Source organism: Mycetohabitans sp. B46 (assembly GCF_037389205.1).
Classification (GTDB): Bacteria; Pseudomonadota; Gammaproteobacteria; order Burkholderiales; family Burkholderiaceae; genus Mycetohabitans.
In genome coordinates, this window is record NZ_JADBGL010000009.1 from 66,948 (window position 1) to 87,147 (window position 20,200).

At 61.0% G+C, this 20,200-nt stretch carries 26 protein-coding genes and 1 pseudogene; 4 read left to right on the forward strand and 23 right to left on the reverse strand.

Translation table 11 applies throughout. From position 1 onward, the window contains the following. Position 1: 1 nt before the first annotated feature. From IHE30_RS11265 to IHE30_RS11280, 4 genes are read right to left on the reverse strand one after another with little or no spacing between them, the layout of a single operon-like run. The gene (locus IHE30_RS11265) at positions 2 to 544 is read right to left on the reverse strand and encodes a phage tail protein I (protein WP_337690667.1); all 543 of its coding nucleotides are present in this window, start codon (positions 542 to 544) and stop codon (positions 2 to 4) included. After that, positions 537 to 1,442 carry a baseplate J/gp47 family protein gene (locus tag IHE30_RS11270; protein ID WP_337690668.1) on the reverse strand — a complete coding sequence of 302 codons (906 nt, stop codon included), beginning with the start codon at positions 1,440 to 1,442 and terminating at the stop codon, positions 537 to 539. The genes IHE30_RS11265 and IHE30_RS11270 overlap by 8 nt, the downstream gene beginning before the upstream one ends. Further along, the gene (locus IHE30_RS11275) at positions 1,439 to 1,810 is read right to left on the reverse strand and encodes a GPW/gp25 family protein (protein ID WP_337690670.1); all 372 of its coding nucleotides are present in this window, start codon (positions 1,808 to 1,810) and stop codon (positions 1,439 to 1,441) included. Before IHE30_RS11275 ends, IHE30_RS11270 begins: the two co-directional genes overlap by 4 nt. Next, a complete protein-coding gene (locus IHE30_RS11280; RefSeq protein ID WP_337690671.1) occupies positions 1,807 to 2,505 on the reverse strand; it encodes a phage baseplate assembly protein V in 699 nt (232 codons plus the stop codon). Before IHE30_RS11280 ends, IHE30_RS11275 begins: the two co-directional genes overlap by 4 nt. Before the next feature lie 139 nt (positions 2,506 to 2,644). On the opposite strand from IHE30_RS11280, the gene IHE30_RS11285 reads away from it, so the two are divergent. Next, positions 2,645 to 3,388, forward strand: coding sequence for a DNA-methyltransferase (locus IHE30_RS11285; RefSeq protein ID WP_337690672.1), 744 nt, complete (start codon positions 2,645 to 2,647; stop codon positions 3,386 to 3,388). A 17-nt stretch (positions 3,389 to 3,405) separates the two neighbouring features. On the opposite strand, the gene IHE30_RS11290 is transcribed toward IHE30_RS11285, so the two are convergent. Both IHE30_RS11290 and IHE30_RS11295 read right to left on the reverse strand, forming a co-directional pair. After that, positions 3,406 to 3,654, reverse strand: coding sequence for a phage virion morphogenesis protein (locus IHE30_RS11290; RefSeq protein ID WP_337690759.1), 249 nt, complete (start codon positions 3,652 to 3,654; stop codon positions 3,406 to 3,408). A 152-nt stretch (positions 3,655 to 3,806) separates the two neighbouring features. Beyond that, on the reverse strand, positions 3,807 to 4,388 hold the full coding sequence (locus IHE30_RS11295; RefSeq protein ID WP_337690674.1) for a hypothetical protein: 582 nt from the start codon (positions 4,386 to 4,388) through the stop codon (positions 3,807 to 3,809). A gap of 105 nt (positions 4,389 to 4,493) precedes the next feature. Between IHE30_RS11295 and IHE30_RS11300 the strand changes: the two genes are divergently transcribed. Further along, positions 4,494 to 5,614, forward strand: a protein-coding gene (locus tag IHE30_RS11300; protein WP_337688634.1) for an IS3 family transposase whose coding sequence is annotated in 2 segments (ribosomal slippage) — positions 4,494 to 4,752 and positions 4,752 to 5,614 — 1,122 coding nt in all. Because the reading frame shifts where the segments join, the coding sequence is not laid out codon by codon here. Between the two features lie 586 nt (positions 5,615 to 6,200). Here IHE30_RS11300 and IHE30_RS11305 read toward each other — a convergent pair. The 15 genes and pseudogenes from IHE30_RS11305 to IHE30_RS11375 all read right to left on the reverse strand — a co-directional run bounded on the left by IHE30_RS11305 (position 6,201) and on the right by IHE30_RS11375 (position 16,247). Beyond that, entirely contained in the window at positions 6,201 to 7,613 is a 1,413-nt protein-coding gene (locus IHE30_RS11305) for a hypothetical protein (protein WP_337690675.1), read from the reverse strand. A 166-nt stretch (positions 7,614 to 7,779) separates the two neighbouring features. After that, complete coding sequence (locus tag IHE30_RS11310) at positions 7,780 to 8,253, reverse strand: phage virion morphogenesis protein (RefSeq protein ID WP_443193648.1); 474 nt, start codon at positions 8,251 to 8,253, stop codon at positions 7,780 to 7,782. Next, positions 8,241 to 8,690, reverse strand: coding sequence for a phage tail protein (locus IHE30_RS11315; RefSeq protein WP_337690677.1), 450 nt, complete (start codon positions 8,688 to 8,690; stop codon positions 8,241 to 8,243). Before IHE30_RS11315 ends, IHE30_RS11310 begins: the two co-directional genes overlap by 13 nt. Beyond that, positions 8,683 to 8,946, reverse strand: coding sequence for an Rz1-like lysis system protein LysC (gene lysC / locus IHE30_RS11320; RefSeq protein ID WP_337690680.1), 264 nt, complete (start codon positions 8,944 to 8,946; stop codon positions 8,683 to 8,685). Before lysC ends, IHE30_RS11315 begins: the two co-directional genes overlap by 8 nt. Further along, positions 8,870 to 9,223: pseudogene (locus IHE30_RS11325) on the reverse strand (Rz-like lysis system protein LysB); the annotation flags it as partial. The gene lysC and the pseudogene IHE30_RS11325, both read right to left, overlap by 77 nt. A gap of 24 nt (positions 9,224 to 9,247) precedes the next feature. Continuing rightward, a complete protein-coding gene (locus IHE30_RS11330) occupies positions 9,248 to 10,054 on the reverse strand; it encodes an N-acetylmuramidase family protein (RefSeq protein WP_337690681.1) in 807 nt (268 codons plus the stop codon). Continuing rightward, positions 10,051 to 10,326, reverse strand: coding sequence for a phage holin family protein (locus IHE30_RS11335; RefSeq protein WP_323073191.1), 276 nt, complete (start codon positions 10,324 to 10,326; stop codon positions 10,051 to 10,053). The genes IHE30_RS11330 and IHE30_RS11335 overlap by 4 nt, the downstream gene beginning before the upstream one ends. A gap of 2 nt (positions 10,327 to 10,328) precedes the next feature. After that, on the reverse strand, positions 10,329 to 10,673 hold the full coding sequence (locus tag IHE30_RS11340; RefSeq protein ID WP_337690684.1) for a putative holin: 345 nt from the start codon (positions 10,671 to 10,673) through the stop codon (positions 10,329 to 10,331). Between the two features lie 18 nt (positions 10,674 to 10,691). Further along, positions 10,692 to 10,898 carry a tail protein X gene (locus IHE30_RS11345; protein ID WP_337690686.1) on the reverse strand — a complete coding sequence of 69 codons (207 nt, stop codon included), beginning with the start codon at positions 10,896 to 10,898 and terminating at the stop codon, positions 10,692 to 10,694. Continuing rightward, positions 10,898 to 11,389, reverse strand: a complete 492-nt coding sequence (locus IHE30_RS11350; RefSeq protein ID WP_337690687.1) for a head completion/stabilization protein — start codon at positions 11,387 to 11,389, stop codon at positions 10,898 to 10,900. The genes IHE30_RS11345 and IHE30_RS11350 overlap by 1 nt, the downstream gene beginning before the upstream one ends. Before the next feature lie 333 nt (positions 11,390 to 11,722). Then, a complete protein-coding gene (istB, locus tag IHE30_RS11355; protein WP_337690689.1) occupies positions 11,723 to 12,529 on the reverse strand; it encodes an IS21-like element ISRme20 family helper ATPase IstB in 807 nt (268 codons plus the stop codon). After that, complete coding sequence (istA, locus tag IHE30_RS11360) at positions 12,529 to 13,560, reverse strand: IS21 family transposase (RefSeq protein ID WP_443193649.1); 1,032 nt, start codon at positions 13,558 to 13,560, stop codon at positions 12,529 to 12,531. The genes istB and istA overlap by 1 nt, the downstream gene beginning before the upstream one ends. Before the next feature lie 36 nt (positions 13,561 to 13,596). Beyond that, positions 13,597 to 14,298 (reverse strand): phage terminase small subunit, encoded by a 702-nt coding sequence (gpM, locus tag IHE30_RS11365; RefSeq protein WP_337690692.1) that lies wholly within the window; start codon positions 14,296 to 14,298, stop codon positions 13,597 to 13,599. Next, positions 14,295 to 15,356, reverse strand: coding sequence for a phage major capsid protein, P2 family (locus IHE30_RS11370; protein WP_337690694.1), 1,062 nt, complete (start codon positions 15,354 to 15,356; stop codon positions 14,295 to 14,297). Before IHE30_RS11370 ends, gpM begins: the two co-directional genes overlap by 4 nt. 36 nt (positions 15,357 to 15,392) lie before the next feature. Beyond that, positions 15,393 to 16,247, reverse strand: a complete 855-nt coding sequence (locus IHE30_RS11375) for a GPO family capsid scaffolding protein (protein WP_337690697.1) — start codon at positions 16,245 to 16,247, stop codon at positions 15,393 to 15,395. Positions 16,248 to 16,398: 151 nt separating this feature from the next. Between IHE30_RS11375 and IHE30_RS11380 the strand changes: the two genes are divergently transcribed. Continuing rightward, positions 16,399 to 18,165 carry a terminase ATPase subunit family protein gene (locus IHE30_RS11380; RefSeq protein ID WP_337690699.1) on the forward strand — a complete coding sequence of 589 codons (1,767 nt, stop codon included), beginning with the start codon at positions 16,399 to 16,401 and terminating at the stop codon, positions 18,163 to 18,165. Further along, positions 18,165 to 19,232, forward strand: a complete 1,068-nt coding sequence (locus tag IHE30_RS11385; RefSeq protein WP_443193655.1) for a phage portal protein — start codon at positions 18,165 to 18,167, stop codon at positions 19,230 to 19,232. Before IHE30_RS11380 ends, IHE30_RS11385 begins: the two co-directional genes overlap by 1 nt. Here IHE30_RS11385 and IHE30_RS11390 read toward each other — a convergent pair. Both IHE30_RS11390 and IHE30_RS11395 read right to left on the reverse strand, forming a co-directional pair. Further along, positions 19,229 to 19,501, reverse strand: coding sequence for a BrnA antitoxin family protein (locus IHE30_RS11390; RefSeq protein ID WP_337690703.1), 273 nt, complete (start codon positions 19,499 to 19,501; stop codon positions 19,229 to 19,231). The genes IHE30_RS11385 and IHE30_RS11390 overlap by 4 nt on opposite strands. Then, positions 19,488 to 19,766, reverse strand: coding sequence for a BrnT family toxin (locus IHE30_RS11395; RefSeq protein ID WP_337690704.1), 279 nt, complete (start codon positions 19,764 to 19,766; stop codon positions 19,488 to 19,490). The genes IHE30_RS11390 and IHE30_RS11395 overlap by 14 nt, the downstream gene beginning before the upstream one ends. Between the last annotated feature and the right edge of the window lie 434 nt (positions 19,767 to 20,200).

A 20,200-nucleotide genomic window follows, 5' to 3' on the forward strand; every position in this document is an offset into this window, starting at 1 on the left:
GTCAAACATCAGAGAGAAAAAGACGCTGGTACAGCCCCATGCGGGTCGCCGCGACCACGCCCACGGTTCCGGCTCGCACCGTGTGCTGCGTGAACGTGTAGTGCGCGCTGCCGCGTTTGACGCGATCCACTTCGGCGATGATGTCGGCCACGTACTGCGCCGTGCAGGGCAGGTCACCGCGCTCGCCCACGGTCACGACAATCTCGAACGTGCCGGGCTTGCCCCTCGGTGTCTGCTCGAACCATTCACGCATCGCGACATGCGCGCCAAACGACGCGCACACTTGCCGCACCGCTTCGGCCGTGCCCTTTTGACGGGCGATGTGAATCGCAGCCCCCACGCGCGCGCGTTTGACCGATTCGGGCCAGTAGTCCTTCCACGTGTCAACGCCCAGGTGCCAAGCTAGCCACGGCAGCAGCGCGAGCGGCACTGAGTCGGCATTCATCAGCGTGCCCAGCGGCACTGCGATGTCCGACAGGCGCGCATTCGTTGTCGCAAGACGCCGCTCCAGTCGCGTCGCGTTCGGTGGCAGTAGCTCACTCATTGGCCACCCCACCGTCGATCAGCTCGATACCGGTGCAATAGGCCGCTTCATCGCGGGTTACGGGTACGCCGTCAGCAGGGGTGTCGAGTAACACCTTTTGGACGCCGGCCACCCGCATCGACGCATACAGCCCATCTTTCGTGACCTCACGGCCGATACGATGCATGTCGCGTGCGAATTGCGTGGTGCACCGATTTGCTTCCGCGAGCGCCACCGCGCGGTCCGGTCCGCCGAAAAACTTCAGCGTGGCGCGAATCGTGTAGGGGACAATTTTGGCGCTGCGCACGATCACTTCGTCCGTTTGTGGGCGCTTTTTTTCCAATGCTTCGCGCACGACGGCCAGCAGCGCGTCGCTGGCTGTGCCGTCACCTTCGCGCGACAGGATCGTGACGACCATCACGCACGGCGACGGGCTGTACGCGTCGGCCGACAGCACGCGGCCATCGGCCGAGCGCGCGTGGAAAACGTACGCATCAAGCGGGCCGGCGACCGAAAAGCCGCGTGGGGCCAGTTGGATACGCTCGCGGTAATCGTCGCAGTTCTCATACACCGGATCGCGGCCGGCTTGAGGGTCGCCGGCAGAAATAAGCAACCGCTTGACATCGAACAGTGCACCCAGGTGGTCTAACGTGGCACCGGTCGCGTACGCGAGCAGCAGCGCGCGCGCCGCATCGTTCACGCGCTGGCGCAGTATCAGTTCGCGGTACGCGCTTTCTTGCAGGAGCTTGACCATCGGTTCGGACTCGAGCGCGAGCGTCGCGGCGACCTGTGCTTGTTCGTCGGGCGGGTACAGCGCAATCAGCCGCGCCTTGCGCTGCGCAAGCAGCGTTTCGTAATCGAGCGGCTCGATGACATCGGGCGAAGGCAGCTGCGACAGGTCGATCGGGGTAGTGCTCACAGGCGGCTCCCCGGGCCCGAAGCGGACATCGGCACACGCACACTGAACGCTTCGTCGGTCTCGGCCGTCATGCCTTCGATATCGACCGTTTGCCTGCCCGCTTGCATGTCGGCGGACTCGCCGCTTAGCTGCACGCGCGTGAGGATCAGTCGTGGCTCCCAACGCATCAGCGCGGTAGCGATGGCCGCGTACAGCCGCGTGCGCGTCGTGCCGTTGTTGGGCGCGTCAACGTGTTCTGGCACGTCGGAGCCGAACGTGCGGCGCTGAAGACACGTACCCAGCGGCGTGGTGATGATGCGCGCAATTGACTGGTGCAAATGCGCTAAGCCGGTGACCGTTCGGCCCGTGGTTGCGTGCATGCCTGTCATTGCGGGGCGCTCACTAGTTGCCCGTCGCCCTGATCGCGGTGCGTGTGGTGTGGCAGGCTCACGCCTTGTGACGTGACGTCGCCGGTGAAGTGAGCCGGTCCATCGATGGTCATCGTTGCGCCGGATCCGCTGTCTTGATCGCCATGCCCCGTCATACCCGATTCGAACGCAAATGGGCCTTGGACGAGCAAGGCGCCGGTGCAGGTGGTTTGCTCGGCGTCGAGCGTGATGTGGTTGGCTTTGATGATCGCTGTGCTCGTGTGCACGGTGACGCAAGCGGGTGACACGATTTGCACGCAGGCGCTGTCCGGCAAGGTAGCGCTCAGTGTGTGGCTCGCATGGTCGTACACGAGCTGCGCGCCATCCGGATAGACGCGCGTGTGCACGGCTGGAGCGCGTGACGGCGTGTCAACGCAGTCGGAAAACAGCCCACGCAGCGCGACGCCTTGCGCAGGGTCGCCCATTGGGCACAGCAGCACTTGCTCGCCCTTCGTTGGTGGCAGCCACTCACGCGTGGTGCCAGCCGCAAGCGTCACCCATGGAATCCAGTTGGTCTGCAAGCCTGCACTTCCCGAATCGGTTGCGTCACCGGCGGCCACTCGGCAGGTCGGCGGGCAGCTCGCGCAATTGACGTCCAGTACCACGCCCTTGCGGATCAGGTTGACGATCAGGCGACACATCTCGTTGGCATCCATGTCGCCTATGTTGCCGGGCACGCGAGCGCGGTGCACGTATTGGCCTATGTCGCGGCTGCCCACACAGCCGGCGCATTGTGCCGCGGCACGCAAACCGATCAGACAATGTGGCTCCGCCGTGCTTTATCGCTTGATCCGCATGAGTGCTACGCCTACCTGTTCCAACGCGCTGTCCGAGATCGTGAATCGACTGCATCCGAGCGACGCGCTGCACTTCGCACGCGAATTACCCGGTCAGTCGATCGATATGGTCTTCACTGATCCGCCGTATTCGTCGGGCGGCTTACATGCGAGCACGCGTGCACAGCCGCCAATGCAAAAATACATCCACGATGGCACAAAGGCGGTCTATGAGGATTTCGAGTGTGACAACATGGACCAGCGCGCGTGGGCGTTTTGGTGCCATGCATGGCTCACTGAGAGTCGCCGGGCACTGAAGCCCGGTGGGCTGCTCGTTTGCTTTATCGACTGGCGACAATTGCCCACGATCACGGACGTGGTACAGGCCGCCGGGTTTATCCACCGTGGTATTGCGGTGTGGGACAAGACGCCATCGCGCGCACGTCCGCGGCGCGGCGGCTTCAAGCAACAGGCTGAGTTCATCGTATGGGCGAGCAATGGACCAATACGTCAGCGCGACGTCTATCTGCCGGGTGTGTTTCCGTGTGCGCTCGGTTTGCCCAAGCGGCATCTGACCGAAAAGCCGCTTGAACTCGCGCGCCAAATTGTGCGGTTGGTCCCTGCGGATGGCATCGTGTGTGATCTGTTCGCCGGCAGTGGCACATTTCTGGTGGCGGCCAAAGAGGCTGGTCTAGCCTGGATAGGCTGTGAAACTAATGCACGGTACCGCGATGTTGCGATGCGACGCCGATCACAGGCATAGCAGATGCGGGTTGCTCGTTACGCTAGTACGTGGGCGAGCAGCCGCTCGCGAATCAACCTTCGCTTGGCGTCGGTCAAGCCAAGTAGCCGGCGCGCCGGATAGCGATAGTACGGTCCACGCGGTGCAACCCGCTCGCGCTCACCGAACTGATGCACGCGGGCGATGCGCGAGACACGGCCAACGAATCCGACGGCCAGTTCGTGTTCGCTGGTTTCGGTGCGCATTAGCCGCGTAGTGCGCAGTTGGCAGCCGTTTACAACCGAGATTGGAACGCAGCCTGCAAATTGTTCTTAGGGTGTCGGAAAAAAATCCGGGCATCGGCTCGGCTTTCCAATCCGCACTTCAGCGAGACCATACAGCCCGTGTGGCAAGGCAAGCTACGCAGCTTGCCTTGAGTGAGCCATGCGTCATTCGGTCATCACGCTTGTGCTGATGTGGAGGCTTCGTTGCTCGGTTGCGCGGAGGTAGAGGCTTGGCCGCTCGGTTGCGCCGATGAAGGAATTTTGCCGATTTCGCTGATGGGCCGATGGGCGAGAACTAACTTTTGGGGAGTGACTTCACCGTTTTCTGTCCATTGCCCTTTAAAAAGCTCAACCAGATCAATCTCTGTAGTATCCGCCAACTCCTCCATCTTGTTAGGATCGTTGACAAGGCAGCCATTTCCGCGCCCGATGGCCTTGCCTTCGCCGCTGCTGATCATCACGTGAATAAGTTGGTGTTCCTCCTGGCGTTTGAGATTGAAAAAGCCGATGACATCGCCGGGCTTCACTGCTTTAAGCGCTTCAGCGCTGTCGACCTTGGAGTCGTCCAATGAGATCAAATCAAATGAACCACTCATGTTGCCCATCGACTTGCTCGCGGCCTCGGAAATAATCCCCGCTCGGACCGCACAGTGTCTGGGCACACTCCAACACAGCCCCTCGTTCATTTTCTTGAGGTCATGTATAGCCCGTTCGTCATCCGCTTGCTCGCTTGCTAAGGCGTTTTTTGCGATGTCCAAGGCATGCTGGGAGTGGGTGCGATGCTCTCCTTCTGACTGACCTGCCCCCGGCAAACAGGGCCGGCCGGAGTTTAGTAAAGTTCGTTTTCGGAGAAGAAGACGAACATGAAGAAGCGCTTTACGGAAGAACAGATCATCGGTTTTCTGAAGGAAGCCGAGGCCGGCAGGCCGGTCAAAGAGTTGTGCAGGCAATACGGGTTCAGTGACGCGTCGTTCTACACGTGGCGCGCGAAGTTTGGCGGCATGCAGGTGTCAGAAGCGCGCCGGCTCAAGGAGCTGGAAACCGAGAACGCGCGGCTGAAGAAGCTGCTGGCCGAGGCGATGCTCGATATGCAAGCGTTAAAGGTTGTCGTCAAGGGAAAGCCCTGAGCCCGCAAGCCAAGCGCGAAGCAGTCGCGGCGATTCGCAAGAAGGTGAATATCTCCGAGCGCCGCGCCTGCCGGCTTGTCGGGCTTTCTCGCAGCGTGTTGCATTACGAAGCGAAGCTGGACCACGAGAATGATGTGTTGAGGGCTCGCCTGGTGGAACTGGCGCACGAGCGTCGGCGGTTCGGTTATCGGCGATTACACGCGATGATGGAGCGCGAGGGTATCCAGGCGAACCATAAGCGCGTGCATCGCCTTTATCGTGAAGCGGGGCTTGCCGTACGGCGCCGTCGACGGCGCCACGGCGTCATGATTGAGCGCGAGCAGTTGGCGTTGCCAAGCGGACCAAACCAGGTGTGGTCAATCGATTTTGTGATGGACGCGCTGTCCAATGGGCGGCGTCTGAAGTGCCTGACCATCGTGGACGATTTCACCAAAGAGGCCGTGGATATCGTGGTGGACTACGGCATGTGCGGCTTGTATGTCGCGCGAGTGTTGGAGCGCGCCGCGCGTTTCCGAGGCTATCCAAAAGCACTGCGAACGGACCAGGGACCGGAATTTACGGGCCGGGCGCTTGATCAATGGGCGTATGCTAACGGGGTGAGCTTAAAATTGATTCAGCCGGGCAAGCCGACGCAGAATGCTTACATCGAATCGTTCAACGGCAAGTTCCGCGATGAATGCCTTAACGAACACTGGTTCACGAGTCTCGCGCACGCTCGCGCGCTTATTGCCGCGTGGCGCCAGGACTACAACGAGCAACGGCCGCACAGCGCACTGAATTACCTTTCGCCCGCACAGTTTGCGGCGAAATATCGGGCAACAGCGGATGCTCCTGCCGCTTTCCAGGAGCTGGTTTAAAAGGACTTTGCTAGAAGCCGGCTGGCCCTAACCAAGGGGGCAGGTCATGACCATTGAGACCGAGTCGTTTGGTAACTTTTTAGAGGATTTTCCCCATCGCTGCTGAGCAGGTTTGAAATTATGAATGAACGTGGTATGGGTTGAATCTCCAATGGCCTATTTTCTCCCTCCGAGCCGGAGCTGGAGCTTGGGCAAAGTGGCAAGCAACAATTTGCCATCGCTGCACCTGCATTTGATACGGTTTCTGATGCGACTTCGCGTACCTTGGAAGAGAATGCGGCCAGATTGGAGATCGGCCCGGATGCAGCTTGCTGGGTCGCTTGCGGGGGCCGGCGCAGGGGAGCACTCGAACTGCCTGTCTGTACGGATGGCGGGTAAGAAACATTCGGAGTCGAAATGCGTGACGATGACGGATCCATTGAAGCACCTCCAAAGAAAGGTTCACAGCTCCAATGTATCCACCCGAGTGGCGCAACAAACCGGCAACGCGAAAAGTCAACCGCCTAGCCGAAATCAACGCACGTGCCACCGGTGTCAAGGACACTTATGAGGCGAACACCACAGCCTGCCTTCCATGCCGTCGCCGTTAAGATGGCTCATATCTAAGCCATGACTCTTGCCACCACGGTACACTGTCCAGAATGCGGGCACGCGCTGCCTCGGAAAATCGATTGGCTTCCATAAAGCGGATGACCTCACGCCTGGCAAATCGCCATTGGTGATGCAGGTAATACGGCGGTATTCCGGTGAGTAAACTCGATAATGCCGCCTCCCCCCGGCCATTGAACAAACTCAACACTTGCAGCCACACCCGCTGTGACTGCGCCTTATCCAGGTAATGGGTGCTTGACAGCAGTCCGTGCGCCACCCTCTCACGCTGCGCCTCCGGCACACGCGCTAAATGGCGCTCAAATAAGGCCAACTCTTGTGTACGTTGCTCGGGCGGCAACATGTCGAGGCCTGCAGGCAGACGGCGCAATGCGAGGCCCCACTGATCGTCCGGTAGCGATAAGGCCAGGTCGCGCATTTGCGCGTAACGGATAAGCCGCTCCGATTCGGGCAAGAGCTTTGCGGAGACCGCCAGCGTGCCGACTGCATCGCCTTGGCAAGACGGAGGAAGGCGCAAGGCATGGTCGCGCAAGACCGCATGCAGCGTGGACAGGCTCGGGTTTGTTCTGACTCTATCATCAAAACGCCACAGTAGACCGGACAAGCTCAGGATCAGCTCTGCTTGCTCGGCCACGCTCAACGATGGCAGCCGCGCTAGAAGTACCTGATAACGCTCGATGAGCGCCGGCGAGCCAGTTAGCAAAGAACACAGCGCGATCGCCAATTCCCTCCAGACGTTGTCTTGCCCGGGGCCGCGCTGTTCGGCCAACGCGTGAGCGAAGTCGAATGCTTCAGCACGCTGGAGCCCAAGCAATTCACGAAACATGCATAACATCGCCTTTTGTATTCGCACGCCGTCCTTCGGAATGCGCTGCGCGGCCGCGTACACGCGTTTGAAGGCTTCGCTTTGCTCGTCCCACGGCAACGCTTTCAACCGCTGGCGCAGCGCCTCAAGCGGTTCGACGTGCTGCGCCGGATCTTTCAGCACGCTGTCCATCTCTTCCAGAATGCGGTTGATCGACTCAAGGCTCGTGACCTGATTGGCTCGTTGCCAGTAACGGTAGACTAGGCGCCGACTTTGCATCGTATGATACGTACGACGATCGACTGCTGAAAAATTGCTCACCTCTTGCACGGGCACGTAGTCACCGATTCGCTCAATCAGTTCGGGCGGCAGGTCTTGGTATGTTGTTGGCCTGCTGGCCGACGTGTTAATCAACGCACCGCTGGCCGACGGCTGTCGTGGCGGCGCTGACGCGGCGGGTTGTGGGCACGATTCCAACGCGCAGATGTAGGCCCGGTAGTCGTTCAAAGCGGCATTCAGATCAAAGTCCATCGGCAGGCTGGGCAAAAGATTAGACGCACGCAACGTGAAGTGATGCTGCGCCATAGCGTAGCTGAAAGCCGGCGGATAAGCGTAGCGATATGCCGCGATCGCTAAATTTCCGGCGGTTACCACATTGTCGATCAGAACGTCAGAAGCAGCTGTGACGGGGCACAGTTATCGGTGTACGGGGCAGGGGCGGCCGATTGACACAGCTAGAAGGCATAGCATGCTATGCGCTCAGTGACTCACATACATAGGCCAGCAGCCGCTCACGAATCAGCCTTCGATCGGTGTCAGTCAAGCCGAGCAGCACGCGCACCGGATATCGGTAGTACGGTCCGCGCGGTGCAACCCGCTCGCGCTCACCGAACTGGTGTACGCGGGCAATGCGCGAGACACGGCCAACGAATCCGACGGCCAGTTCGTGTTCGCTGACTTCGGTGCGCATCAGCCGCGCGGTGCGCAGCTTCGCGAACATCGTGCGCTTGATTCGTTCGCGCTTGTTACGCAGCCGCTTAGGGCCAGCGCGTGCCTTACGTGGTGCGTATGGGGTGCCATCGGAGTTGCGCTGCGCAGCAATCCGGGCTTTTTGCGCCTGCCGCAGTGCGCGCGCCACGTCGCGCATCACGTTGCGCCGGCCTGCCGGCGACAGCCGTGCGAGCAGCGTGCTGGCCCATTGTTCGAATGCGGTTAGATCGTCCATGATTGGTCGGACCAGGTTATCGCTTCGCCTGCATTCATCTGCGTGTCGGCGACATGCTCAATCACGCGTCGGCCCGATGCATCGGTGCGCACCACGACGCTCTCGGTGAGTTTAAGCTTGATTGATAAATCTGCCGTTTCGTGATTCAGTAGATCCACCTCGAACGTGATGCCGTCCTCGCGTGCCTCAGCGTGGGTGACCAGATCGGGCTGGTTCGCGCGTACCCATTCGATAATCGCCACCATCACCGCATCGGCGTCGCCTGCATAGTCCAGGAGCAGCACATTAAGTACATACCGATACTCAAACGATAGCGAGCGCGTACCGGTGGCCACTAGCGTGCCGTGGTCGATGAATACGCTCAACGCGTCGGGTGCCGACTGCAGGGGTGGAAGGGCGGCCACGAGAGCAGCGCGTAAGCTCGCGGGCTTATTCATCGCGATGGGCACCCTGACACTCGACGATCATGTCAACCTGTGCAGCACAGGCGGCCCACGCGGCGCGGGCCGCGCTCAGCGACTCAGCCAATTCACCGTTCGTGCGCGGCGCCATTGACGGCATCGTGCACGGCCACACGCGTGCGCATGCGTTCAGTGTAATGCTTGGCACCGGTAATGGCGGGGCAGCTGTGCAGGCGCACAACATCGTCAGGCAGAGCAGTACCGGCCCAGGTGCGAACGGTCTTGTTTTCATCGATCAATCTCCGAAAGGCCTTTTGGTAGGCTGCGAGCGTTGAGTCGATTGCTGCGCGCATGCGTTCGAGTTGCGCACGCTGCGCGTCCTTCTCGCGTGCATCGCGCAACAATCGCTCGATAATCGCGTCACGCTCGATGCTCATTTGGAGGGCGCGCCGCTCAGCGGTGCGCGCCCCATCCAGTTGCACGTGCAATGTACGGATGACATGCCACTCGGTAACCATCGCCAGCAGCGCGGCGGCTGCCAGCGTCCAGCGAAAAGGCGCCCATCTCATGCAGTTTCCTTCATGCGGTCTCTTTCAGGCGGCAAGCTCGGTGGCCCGCGCGTATTTGCGATAGGCCTGGGCAAGCTTGGTGTCATACAGATTGCGGCTATAACCGGGGCCGTTGTAGAGTCGCGCAAGCTGCGCCCATCGACGCCCACGCAACGCGGCGAGCAGCCGGCGGTCCGCCGCTACGAAGCGCACGAATGCGTCTAGCTGCTCGGCCTCGTTTGCCTGCATGCGATCGACGAAGTCGTCGACGCTCGCGTAGCCGAGCCGTGCCCAATGCTGACCCAGTATCTGAAACGCGCCCCAGCTGGCCGACTCATGCGCGGCGACTGACTCGATTTGAGCGGCGATTGCCAGCCGCGTATATTCCGCCGCGCCGCCGTGGTAGCCGCCGCGCACCGGGGCGACGATGTTTGGGTGTTGCACGGCGAGCGGCACTGGATCGAGATCGCGCGCCTTCAGTCGTTGCCAAAACACATGTCGCTCGAACAGGATCGTGGGTCTGCCGTCAGGCAAAAAACCGGCGCCGTGCGACTCGACCTCATTGACTGCACGGATGCTCGCAATCGGCACACCAAGCGTTTCTGCCGCGCATAGGAGATCCGCGTCGGTCAGGTGCTTGGGGTCTGGCTTGCCGCGTGCAAGTGCAACCATGGTCTTGGGTCCGACGATGCCGTCAACCACGAGGCCGGTGTGAATCTGCAAGGCCGTGACGGCCGCCTCGGTTGCCGCGTCGTACACATGCGTGAGCTGCGGCCCGTAGCCGGCGCGGATCAGCCGCCGCTGTAGCAGTGCGACGTCTTGACCTTGATCGCCCAGGCGCAGCGGCTTCATCGCGTATGCGCTCCAGCGCCGAGCAGCCGCGCGACGTTGCCGCGCACGGCCCACGTGAACGCGGCAAGCAAGACGGCCGTGGCCGCGTCAAACCAATCCGCCGGACGCTCTTGCAGCAGCCGATCGATGATCGAGCCGCCTAGGGCGACTGCGAGCGTCCACGCCAGCCATGCGATGCCCGGCCGATGTCGGGCGCCCACGCGGCGATAGGTCAGCACGCGCAGTAGCGCGGCACCATGCGCGGCGAGTGTAATTAGCGCAAGCGTTGGCATGCCTAGCGCTCCTTGCGCAAAAACGCGAACAAGTCCGCTGAGCGGATCCGCTCGATCAATTGCAGCGTCACGACGATGACCAGTGCCGCAGCGAAGAACGCGGCCACGCCGCTTGAGCGGATCGGCGTCGCTTGCACGATCTCCGGCGCGGCGAGGTACCCCATTACCAGCGAGATGAGCAGATACGCCGCACGCTTGAGTAGCCCCATGTCCCTGGACGACACTACGACAAGCGCCGCGCCGGTGAACGCGCCAATCAGTGCATTGCCATCCACGCCGGGCAGCACACTGGCCACGCTAATGGCGCTAGAGAGCGCCGCGGCGGTGGTCAGATTCGGTTCGGTCATCGGGGCAACTCCTTTAGGTCAGTCAAACAGTTGCACAAGTGGCGCGGTGCTCGCGATTGCGCTTGCGTCGGGCAGCTCGACGACGGTGCCGATCGGCAATATCACGCCCAGCTCCGCCAATCCCGGATTGGCTTGCAGCGCGGCTTCGACGGTGCCGTCGGTGCGTCTGTAATGGCGCCAGCACAGCGCGTCGAGCGTGTCGCCTTGGCGTGAGATGACTTTCATTAGATCAACTCGATCGTTGACAGAGGGATGCCGCGAATCGCGTTGATCGCCCATCGCACATTGCGCCGCGCTTCGCTGACCGCGTCCGTGACATCTTCAGCGCGGCTGGCGCCTGCCTTGGTCGTGTCGTAGCCGCGATACTGCTCGAGCACATCCGCTCGCACGCGGTGATAGATCGCCCGGCGATAACGCACGATGTGCACACTGACACCATCGACGTGCGGTGCTGGCACACTGGCTAGATCGGTGTGGCCGTCCGCGACCTGGGCAGCCTGCCATGTTGCCAATTCGTCATTGACGCTGGCGAGCGCGTCCAGTGTGGCCAGGCGCAGCCGTTCGTCCGTGACGGTGCCATCGAGCCGCATCGCGTCGCGCAGGCCGGCAAGATCGATATCAGGAAACCACCCATCGTTGGCGACGGTGCCTGGTGTAGCGGGCGGGCGCGCAGGCGCGCGGCCGGGCGTATCGGGGATGGCAAAAAAGCCGCTCATGGTTTCGAGGTCGGTAGATGGCGGTGGACCGACGTTCGCATCGCGTTGCCGTCAGGTGTGGCGAAGGAACGCCGGTGCCGCCATGGCCGTAGGGGCTCGTCACAAACGCGCGGCTGAGCCGTGCGCGGCGCTCAACATCGATTCGAGTCGAGCGATGGTCTGTTGTCAACAGCAACTTAGAAGTGACCCATTTGCTTTCGTATGCAGCACATTAGATTTGACCCACCCGGTTCACCAAGTTGATGCCCAGCAGGTTGTCTGACCATGGTCAGCCTAGATTGCTGGTCATCGGTTTCGCCTGACCCAGGGTCAAGCGATGTTGCTGCTCACCACTTACGCGTGCATCTGAAGCTGCTGTTCAGCACTTTCGGATGCGTGGGAGCGGATCACCCCGGCTTTACGTTTGTCCTTCAGCCGGTAGCTCTCGCCTTTGATCTGCAGAACATGGCTGTGGTGTAGTAGTCGATCGAGCAGCGCGGCCGTAAGCGTTTGGTCGCCAGCGAATGTCTGGTCCCATTGCCCGAACGGCAAGTTGCTCGTTACGATCACGGACCCTTTCTCGTAGCGCTTGGCGATCACCTGGAAGAACAGATTGGCTTCGTCCCGGCCCAGCGGAAGGTAACCGACCTCATCAATAACCAACAGCCGTGGGTTCATGATGTTGCGCTTCAGGAAGTCGGCCAGTCGATCCTGTCGAGCCGCTGCGACCAGTGCAATAACGAGATCTGCCGCGCAGATGAAGCGCGTCTTGATCCCCATCTGCGTCGCGATATAACCGAGCGCGATCGCCAGATGCGTTTTGCCCAGCCCGCTTGGCCCGAGCAGTACGATATTCTCGGCGCGTTCCACGAAGGCCATTGACGAGAGCTCCATCACCGATTTCTTTGTGACGCCGTGGGCGAACGTAAAGTCGAACTCCTCCAGTGTCTTCAGAACAGGCAAGCCTGCCGTGCGTAGCAACATGGATTTGGTCCGCGTGTGCTTCGCGTCCATCGCGGCTTTCAACAGCGCCTCGAAGAAGTCAGCAAACGTAAGCTGGTTGGCAGCCGCCCGAGCTGCCAACATGCTGTACTGCTCTGCCATCGTATCGATACGCAGTTGCCGGCAGGCTTCGAGGATTCGCTCGTGCTGGATGTCCATCAGCGGGCCTCCATCAGCAAAGCCTGATAAACCGACAGTTGATGCTGCAGCGGCGTATCATCAAATCGTGATGGCGGCGGCATCGTTGGCGCAGAGGCACAGGGCAAGCTCGCGCGCCACGGCTGCGGCAAAGGCTGCAGCTTCGGCTGCTCGAGCAGGAGTCGATCCAGCGGCGGCTGTCCGGTCGTGCCGTGGATGCGCACATTGGCCACGTCCCTCAACCAGCGCACGAGCTCGGTATTGGCCGTGGTCGCGTCAAGCAAGAGTCGATCCTGGGCCAGCCGGCTCGCCAGCGGATTGTAGAAGCTTCGGCGAAGGTAACCGTTGAAGCGTTCCACCTTGCCCTTGGTCTTTGCCCGGTAGGGTTTGCACAGTCGCGGCACGAATCCATAATGCCGGGCGAAGTCGAGGAAGGCCGGCTGATAGCGGTGCAGGCCGGGGCCGTAGGCGTCGCGGCCGATCACGACTGTCTTGACGTTGTCGTACAGGACCTCGCGCGCAACGCCGCCGAAGAAGTCGAACGCGCGTTCATGACAACCCAACAACGTCGGCAATCGCTCGTCCGTCACAAACTCGACGTAACTTGCCCGACTGTAACCCAGTGTCGCGACGAAAGCCGACAGTGGCAGCTTGCCGCGTCGGAACACGATCCAGTCCACTTGCATCTGCTGGCCCGGATCGGTCTCGAAACGCACCAGTGGCTCGGGCGCTTTGACCGACTTCAGCGATCGCAGATAGGCCCGAAGCCTCGTTAGTCCACCATCGTAGCCCATTGCGCGAATCTCGATCAGCAGTGCCGTCGCCGGCAGCCACGCGGGATATGCCCCTCGAACTCGATCATGCAGATAGGCTTTGAACGGATCGAGCTTGTGCACGCGCCCTGATCGAACAACGCGTTCCTGTTCGGCACAGCTACGTAAGTACTTGCGCACGGTGTTCCTCGACAGCCCCAGTTCCCGCGAGATCTCCCTTATTCCCATTCCTTGGCGGGCCAACACACGTATTTCCACGATTACCTCCCTTGTAAGCACTGGCCCTCCAAAAAGGGCCCATCCTAACCGGGTGGGTCAAATCCAATGTGCTGGCAATGGGTCATTTTCAACGTGCTGCTGACACTGTTTTACGCCGGATCGTGCGTCGAGCCGCAATGCCTCGCGCAGACTCGCCAAGGCCGCCTGCGCTCGTGCTCGATCGCTGGCGTCATCCAGGCTGTCGCGACCGATGGCTCGCATGTCCAGCAGCCCCAACGCTTTGTGCAGCTTCGCACGGATCGGATCGTGCATGTCGCACGACTGCGTGAGTGCGTGCACCTCAGCCAGCTGCGTCGCATCGAACGGGCCACCCTCGCGCAGTGCGGCCAGTGCCGCATCTGCGAATTCTTCGGCGATGGCGGCAGCCGTCGAGCGCTCATACTGGTCGGGTAGCGTCAAGCCATGCCGCAGCGCGTACCGCGCGATGTTCAGTGCGCCGGCATAATCGCCGGCGTCGATGCGCCAAATCATGACGGTCATCAGCACATCGTCCTGCGCACCGCGCCCACCTGCAAGGGCACCGTCCACATAGGCGGCATAGTCAGGCAGCACCTCGCGCTTCACGTCGATTTTGCGGGCCATGGACTGAATCGCCTTCAAGCGCCGCTTGTCACTGGCGAGCTTAGCCAGCATCAACTCATAGTGACTTGCCCCGACGAGCGATTCGCCCGATTGCGCCAGCGTGGCCGTCTTGGCAGCCCGCACGCGCTCGATGTGACGTTTGGCCAGACTGGTCACGGCGTATCCTTCGCGCGGGCCCGGCTTGTGTCGTCGGCCGCATCGTGCTTGGCGGCAATCTCGATGTTTTCCACGAGACAGCCCGAGCCAAAGTCCTCGACCACGTAGGCGTCGTTCGACGACTCGTAGTTCTCGATGCGGTCGCGCTTCGGATTGTCGGTGACTGCACGGCGCCGCGCGCCTTCCTGCCAGTAGATCGACAAGTGGTCCAGCCGCTGAATCAAGAACGCGTTGGCGGGGAAGTACGGCACCGACACGGCTGGCAGCCCACCGATGCGCTTTTGGCCCACAATCATGTCGGCGGCCATTTGCTCGCTGGGCACATTCTGCGTGTTCAGAATGGGGAAGTACTTGTCGTGCAGCAGGCCTCGACCGCAGATGACCACCAACGCCGTGTCGTCCTGGTACCACGGCTCGACCAGATTGGATAGCGCATCGTAGACGGCCGCATCAAGCGTGGCAAAGTCAGCGCCCGCGCCACCAATGGCAATTTTGCCCGATGCCTTGCCTTCACCAAGCACGCGCTCCGGGGCCTGTTCGCGGTACTTTTGCAACCAGCCCTTGTTGACGTCCTGCAATAGCGGGTGTTGCTGGCGATCGGAGGTCGCCGCGCGGCTCGTGCCATTGAACCCGATGCAAATGCGATCGAGCGCTTGGCGCTTGACGATGGCATCGCGCACGCGGATTTGAAAATCGTCGAACTTGGCCCATGCATCCAGCTTCGCGTAAGTCAGGTGCGTATCGAAGTCGGTCTTTGTGCAAAAGTACCCACTCGGATCTAGGTCCGTGACATCGACCGTCGTGCGGTCTTTCACCGACGTGTCGGTCGTGCTGGCGATGGGTGAACCCACTCCCAGGCCTAGTTTTTGGCCTTGCTGCTCGGCCACGCCAATCACGTTGATGCGTTGCAGGAATTCGCTCGATTCGGTCAGCCGATTCTCAAGCGTTTGCTGCACGCTGGGCTCGACCGTGAACTTTTCGGCTGCGTTTGGCACGCCATTGAGTTCGGCAAGCTGGGCGGTGAGCGCGTTGAACTTTTGCCGAGTGGTGTTGCGCATGGAGTCGGTCTCCGGAAAACGTAAAAGAGGAGCGGGTTAGCAATCGGTGGCGATTGGGCCACGCTGACCCAGTGCCACCGGGCGCGGCGCGCTGTTTTGCTTGGACAGTGCCGTGGTCAGGTCAGCCAGGGCATGTGCGGTCGCCGCATGCGCGTCGCGCTCGGCGGCCAAGTCGGCGCTCAACTGATCGAGGCGCGTGGCCAAGTGCTCGACACGTGTATGTTGGTCGCCGCTGTGTTGGGCGATCGCCTCGATCGCACACGCGAGGTCGGTCAAGCGTACGTCGTCGCTTTGCTCCTTCTTTTTGACCAGCCCCAAAATGTCGGCGATTTTTGAAAAAACAGACTCATTGCGCTCCTGTGATAGGGCGGTTGGCTCAAATTCGATGGCAGTTTCAATCGCTTCGGAAAACACGTTCTGTGGCGATTGCTTACGCGGCGCAAGCGGGTTCGCTTGCGCGCTGGCGGCGAACGTGAGCATCTCGGTACCCAGACTCGCTGGACTGTCGGTCACCGCCAGGCCCACTAGATACGCTTGCTTGGTGTCGGCAAACGAGGGGTCCACCTCGCACGACGTATAAATCTTTTGCTTGGCGCGCGTAAGCTCGACCAGATTAGGCGTCGGTTCAATCTGCGCATACAGCCCCACCTTGCCGGCAAACTCGCCGGTCTCATCGCGCGCTTCAAGTGCGAGCACGTCGCCATACGCGTTGAATGGTCCATCGGGCAGCACACCGCGAATGTGTTCGAGATTCACACGTGCACCGTACAACGTGCGGCTGTAGTTCTTCGCCATCTGCGCAATCCACTCCCGCGAGATGGTGCGCCCATCGGTGGTCGCGCCTTCGACGGCGATGCGAAACCACTTCGACTTGCTGGGAGGGTGTTCCAAGGTTGGCATGGGAGGCGTAACGGACGGTAGGTAGCGTGGAGGAGATGGTCGCGGTTTGCGCATGCACATTCAACGATTCGCGTCGGTGTGTGCACCGGGCACGTAGCGCCGCCGCTGCGCGTGCGCGCGTGTCGCGGGTACGCTGTGCGGCATGCCGGACATTGCCTATCGCCCGCTTTCTGTTGACCCTCGCAAGCAAGCCTGTGCGCTGTACTGGCAGGGCTGGCGCGTGTCGTCCATCGCGCGCCATCTAAATCTCAAACGGGCGACCGTCGAGTCATGGAAGCGACGTGACGGCTGGCATAACGCGTCGCCGATCGATACGGTCGAGTTTACGACTGAGATGCGTGTCAACACGCTGATTGCCAAGGATAAGAAGGACGGCGCCGATTACAAGGAAATTGACCTACTCATGCGCCAACTGGAGCGCATTGCGCGCGTGCGCAAGTACGGCGAAAGTGGCAGGGAAGCGGATCTCAATCCCCATATCGCGGCACGTAACGCCGCGCTGAAGAGAAAGCCAACGCGTAACGATTTCAGTGACGAGCAACGCGACCGCCTGGTTGACGCGTTTCGTGCGTCACTGTTCGACTACCAAAAGATGTGGTGGCGAGCCGGGCAGCACCGCACGCGCAACATTTTGAAGTCACGGCAGATCGGCGCGACGTGGTATTTCGCACGCGAGGCGCTCATCGATGCGCTCGACACCGGACGCAACCAGATTTTTTTGTCCGCCAGTCGCGCGCAGGCGCACGTGTTCCGCCAGTACATCACGCAGTTCGCGCGCGAAGCGGCCGACGTTGATTTAACGGGCGATCCGATCGTGCTGCCGAACGAAGCGATACTGTATTTCCTCGGCACCAACGCGCGTACCGCTCAGAGTTATCACGGCAACTTCTATTTCGACGAGTATTTTTGGGTGCCGCGCTTTCGCGAACTGAACAAAGTCGCTTCCGGCATGGCGATGCATCAGCACTGGCGCAAGACCTACTGTTCGACGCCATCGAGCATGAGCCATGAGGCGTATCCGTTTTGGAGTGGCGAGCACCGCAACCGCGGACGGGCAAAGGCCGAGCACCTCCACCTAGACATCTCACATCAAGCGCTGTCCGGTGGCCGACTGTGCGAGGACCGGCAGTGGCGTCAGATCGTCACCGTCGAGGATGCGGCGGCGGCCGGCTGCACGCTCTTTGACTTGGCTGAGCTGCGTGATGAGTACAGTGCCGACGAGTATGCGAACTTGCTAATGTGCCAGTTCATCGACGACACCGCGTCGATTTTCAGGCTCGCCGACTTGCAGCGCTGCATGGTCGATTCATGGCAGGCGTGGGCAGACGACTTCAAACCGCTCGCGGCGCGCCCGGTCGGTGACCGCCCGGTGTGGGTGGGCTACGATCCGGCGCTGTCGGGGGATTCGGCCGGGTGCGTCGTCGTGGCGCCGCCGCTCGTCGCCGACGGCCCGTTCCGTGTGCTGGAAAAGCACCAGTGGCGCGGCCTGGACTTCGAAGCCCAAGCGCGCAGCATTGAGCAGATCACGCAGCGCTACACCGTCACGTATATGGCGATTGATACGACCGGCATCGGGCAGGGTGTCTATCAGCTCGTGCGTCAGTTTTACCCGCGTGTGGTTGCGTTCAATTACTCGCCGGAAGTGAAGGGCCGGCTCGTGCTGAAGGGGCTGTCGGTGGTGGGCCATGCCCGGTTGCAGTTTGATGCGGGGTGGACCGACCTAGCGCAGTCGTTCATGGCCATTCGCAAGACGATCACCCCCAGCGGCCGGCACGTGACGTATGAGGCTAGTCGCAGCGAGCAAACCGGTCACGCAGATCTTGCCTGGGCGGTGCTGCACGCGATATCGAACGAGCCGCTCGAAGGCATGGCGGCTCGTCATGCTGGATTTATGGAGATCTGTTCATGATGGGAAAAAACGAGCGGCAAAGGCGCGCTCACAACATGTTGGCTCGACGCCGTCCTGGCTGGGCGAGCGCCTTCACGTTTGGCGATCCCGTGCCGGTGCTCAATCGCGCCGAGCTGCTCGACTATACGGAGTTGGCGACCATCAATGGCTGGTACGAGCCGCCGGTGAGCTGGTCGGGCTTAGCGAAGTCGTTCCGGGCTGGCACGCATCACGCGTCGGCGCTGTACTTCAAGCGCAACGTACTCGCGTCCACGTTCGTGCCGCATCGGCTGCTGTCGCGTGATACGTTCCGCCGCTGGGCGCTCGATTTCTTAATGTTCGGCAACGGGTATATCGAGCGGCAAAGGAACCGGCTGGGCGGCACGCTCAAATTTGAAGCGGTGCCAGCCAAGTACGTGCGTCGCGCAACGGACCTGGGGCGGTATGCACAGACAGATGGATGGCGGCCCGTGCACGAATTTGCGCCCGGCACAATCCACCATTTGATCGAGCCGGACGTGAATCAGGAGGTGTACGGCTTGCCCGAGTACCTCGGCGCGTTGCACGCGGCGTGGCTTAACGAGTCATCGACGCTGTTTCGCCGCCGCTACTATGAGAACGGCAGTCACGCCGGCTTTATTCTGTACGTGACCGATCCGGCACAGAATCAGGACGACATCGACGACATGCGCGCCGCGCTCAAAAGCGCGAAGGGGCCGGGCAATTTCCGTAACCTTTTTTACTACGCGCCTCATGGCAAAAAAGACGGGATCCAGCTGATTCCGGTGTCGGAAGTGGCCGCCAAAGACGAGTTCTTCAATATTAAGAACGTCACACGCGACGATTTGCTCGCTGCGCACCGCGTGCCGCCACAGTTGTTGGGGATCGTGCCGGGCAACACCGGCGGCTTTGGCGCAGCGGACACCGCCGCGAAGGTGTTTGGCCGCAATGAAATTGCGCCATTGCAGGCGCAGTTCCTCGCGTTCAACGCGTGGGCGGGTGACGAAATCGTGCAGTTTGTGCCGTATGTGATCGATATGCCTGCCGCGAGTGGCACCGCGTCAGCCATCAGCGCAGCATCGGCCTAACGCATCATGCCGTGGCTCTTCGCCCAGTCGCGCAGGGCCTCATTCATGCGGGTCTGCCAGCCTTCGCCCTGTGCCTTATAGGCTTCGATCACGTCCAGGTCGATGCGCAGGTTCATCTGCTGCTTCTTTGATCCTGCTGGCCGGCCCCGACCACGTTTCATGAGCATGCCTGCGCGGTGTTCGTCCGCTTGCTCGAAGAACTCGTCACCGAGTTCTGGGATTTCCTCATAATCGGCTGGCTTGACGCCGCGCGCGTCAGCCTTTGCCAAGTCGCTGCTCAAAGCGCTTTTTCTCGCGTTCATTTGCCTTTCTCATCGATATAACGTGCCGGGCACCGCCTCGTGCTGTCCACACTACGATCATCATCCGGCCATCGAGATGGCCAACCGTGACGATCCACTCTTCGCCATAGTCGAACCGGTCATCGACCATATCAAGCGTTCTGCCCTCAAAGATTACTGCCGCGTCTTCGAAGGCGATCCCCCGCTCAGCAAGCGTGGCGTCCCGCTTCGTCTGGTCAAAGGTTATTTTCATCGAGATTATTGTATCCCCAAAAATATACGTCGCAACGATTTTTTGTATCCTCAAAAAATTCGAGCGCTCGTTGCTGGCGGCTGTTTAAGCGACAGGCAGCGTTTGAGGGTAGTTTCACGAGCTGCTGTGCTATTGCGGCGCGCGAGGTTCTCTGGACCCATACGGATCGAAGGCCATGTAGGCTCTTTCTGGTCATGTCAGTACCACTTGGCGAAGCACCCCTGCTAGGGGCAGATGCGTCCGTCGCGGCCGCCGTCGCGCAGTCCCCTCCTCGCCTGCCCGCTTCGCTTGACCCGGTGGTTCTAATGCGTCCGCTCGACCAGCCGTCGGGCCTTGTGTGGTGGGTTACCGGGCGGTTTCCAGGGCGCGGAGCGGGCTCGCTTCGGTCCATACGCCATTGCGCCGGCGACACCGGCTGCATAGTTGCGCTTGGG

What these genes read in the sequence shown, in the direction of transcription:
- IHE30_RS11310 (WP_443193648.1), bottom strand. Translation starts at nt 8,253, where the DNA reads ATGGACGATCTAACCGCATTCGAACAATGGGCCAGCACGCTGCTCGCA.
- IHE30_RS11330 (WP_337690681.1), bottom strand. Translation starts at nt 10,054, where the DNA reads ATGAAGCCGCTGCGCCTGGGCGATCAAGGTCAAGACGTCGCACTGCTA.
- IHE30_RS11275 (WP_337690670.1), bottom strand. Translation starts at nt 1,810, where the DNA reads ATGACAGGCATGCACGCAACCACGGGCCGAACGGTCACCGGCTTAGCG.
- IHE30_RS11380 (WP_337690699.1), top strand. Translation starts at nt 16,399, where the DNA reads ATGCCGGACATTGCCTATCGCCCGCTTTCTGTTGACCCTCGCAAGCAA.
- IHE30_RS11280 (WP_337690671.1), bottom strand. Translation starts at nt 2,505, where the DNA reads ATGGATGCCAACGAGATGTGTCGCCTGATCGTCAACCTGATCCGCAAG.
- IHE30_RS11315 (WP_337690677.1), bottom strand. Translation starts at nt 8,690, where the DNA reads ATGAATAAGCCCGCGAGCTTACGCGCTGCTCTCGTGGCCGCCCTTCCA.
- IHE30_RS11305 (WP_337690675.1), bottom strand. Translation starts at nt 7,613, where the DNA reads ATGGCGCAGCATCACTTCACGTTGCGTGCGTCTAATCTTTTGCCCAGC.
- IHE30_RS11335 (WP_323073191.1), bottom strand. Translation starts at nt 10,326, where the DNA reads ATGCCAACGCTTGCGCTAATTACACTCGCCGCGCATGGTGCCGCGCTA.
- IHE30_RS11350 (WP_337690687.1), bottom strand. Translation starts at nt 11,389, where the DNA reads ATGAGCGGCTTTTTTGCCATCCCCGATACGCCCGGCCGCGCGCCTGCG.
- istB (WP_337690689.1), bottom strand. Translation starts at nt 12,529, where the DNA reads ATGGACATCCAGCACGAGCGAATCCTCGAAGCCTGCCGGCAACTGCGT.
- lysC (WP_337690680.1), bottom strand. Translation starts at nt 8,946, where the DNA reads ATGAAAACAAGACCGTTCGCACCTGGGCCGGTACTGCTCTGCCTGACG.
- IHE30_RS11385 (WP_443193655.1), top strand. Translation starts at nt 18,165, where the DNA reads ATGGGAAAAAACGAGCGGCAAAGGCGCGCTCACAACATGTTGGCTCGA.
- IHE30_RS11370 (WP_337690694.1), bottom strand. Translation starts at nt 15,356, where the DNA reads ATGCGCAACACCACTCGGCAAAAGTTCAACGCGCTCACCGCCCAGCTT.
- IHE30_RS11340 (WP_337690684.1), bottom strand. Translation starts at nt 10,673, where the DNA reads ATGACCGAACCGAATCTGACCACCGCCGCGGCGCTCTCTAGCGCCATT.
- IHE30_RS11345 (WP_337690686.1), bottom strand. Translation starts at nt 10,898, where the DNA reads ATGAAAGTCATCTCACGCCAAGGCGACACGCTCGACGCGCTGTGCTGG.
- IHE30_RS11395 (WP_337690704.1), bottom strand. Translation starts at nt 19,766, where the DNA reads ATGAAAATAACCTTTGACCAGACGAAGCGGGACGCCACGCTTGCTGAG.
- IHE30_RS11265 (WP_337690667.1), bottom strand. Translation starts at nt 544, where the DNA reads ATGAGTGAGCTACTGCCACCGAACGCGACGCGACTGGAGCGGCGTCTT.
- IHE30_RS11285 (WP_337690672.1), top strand. Translation starts at nt 2,645, where the DNA reads ATGAGTGCTACGCCTACCTGTTCCAACGCGCTGTCCGAGATCGTGAAT.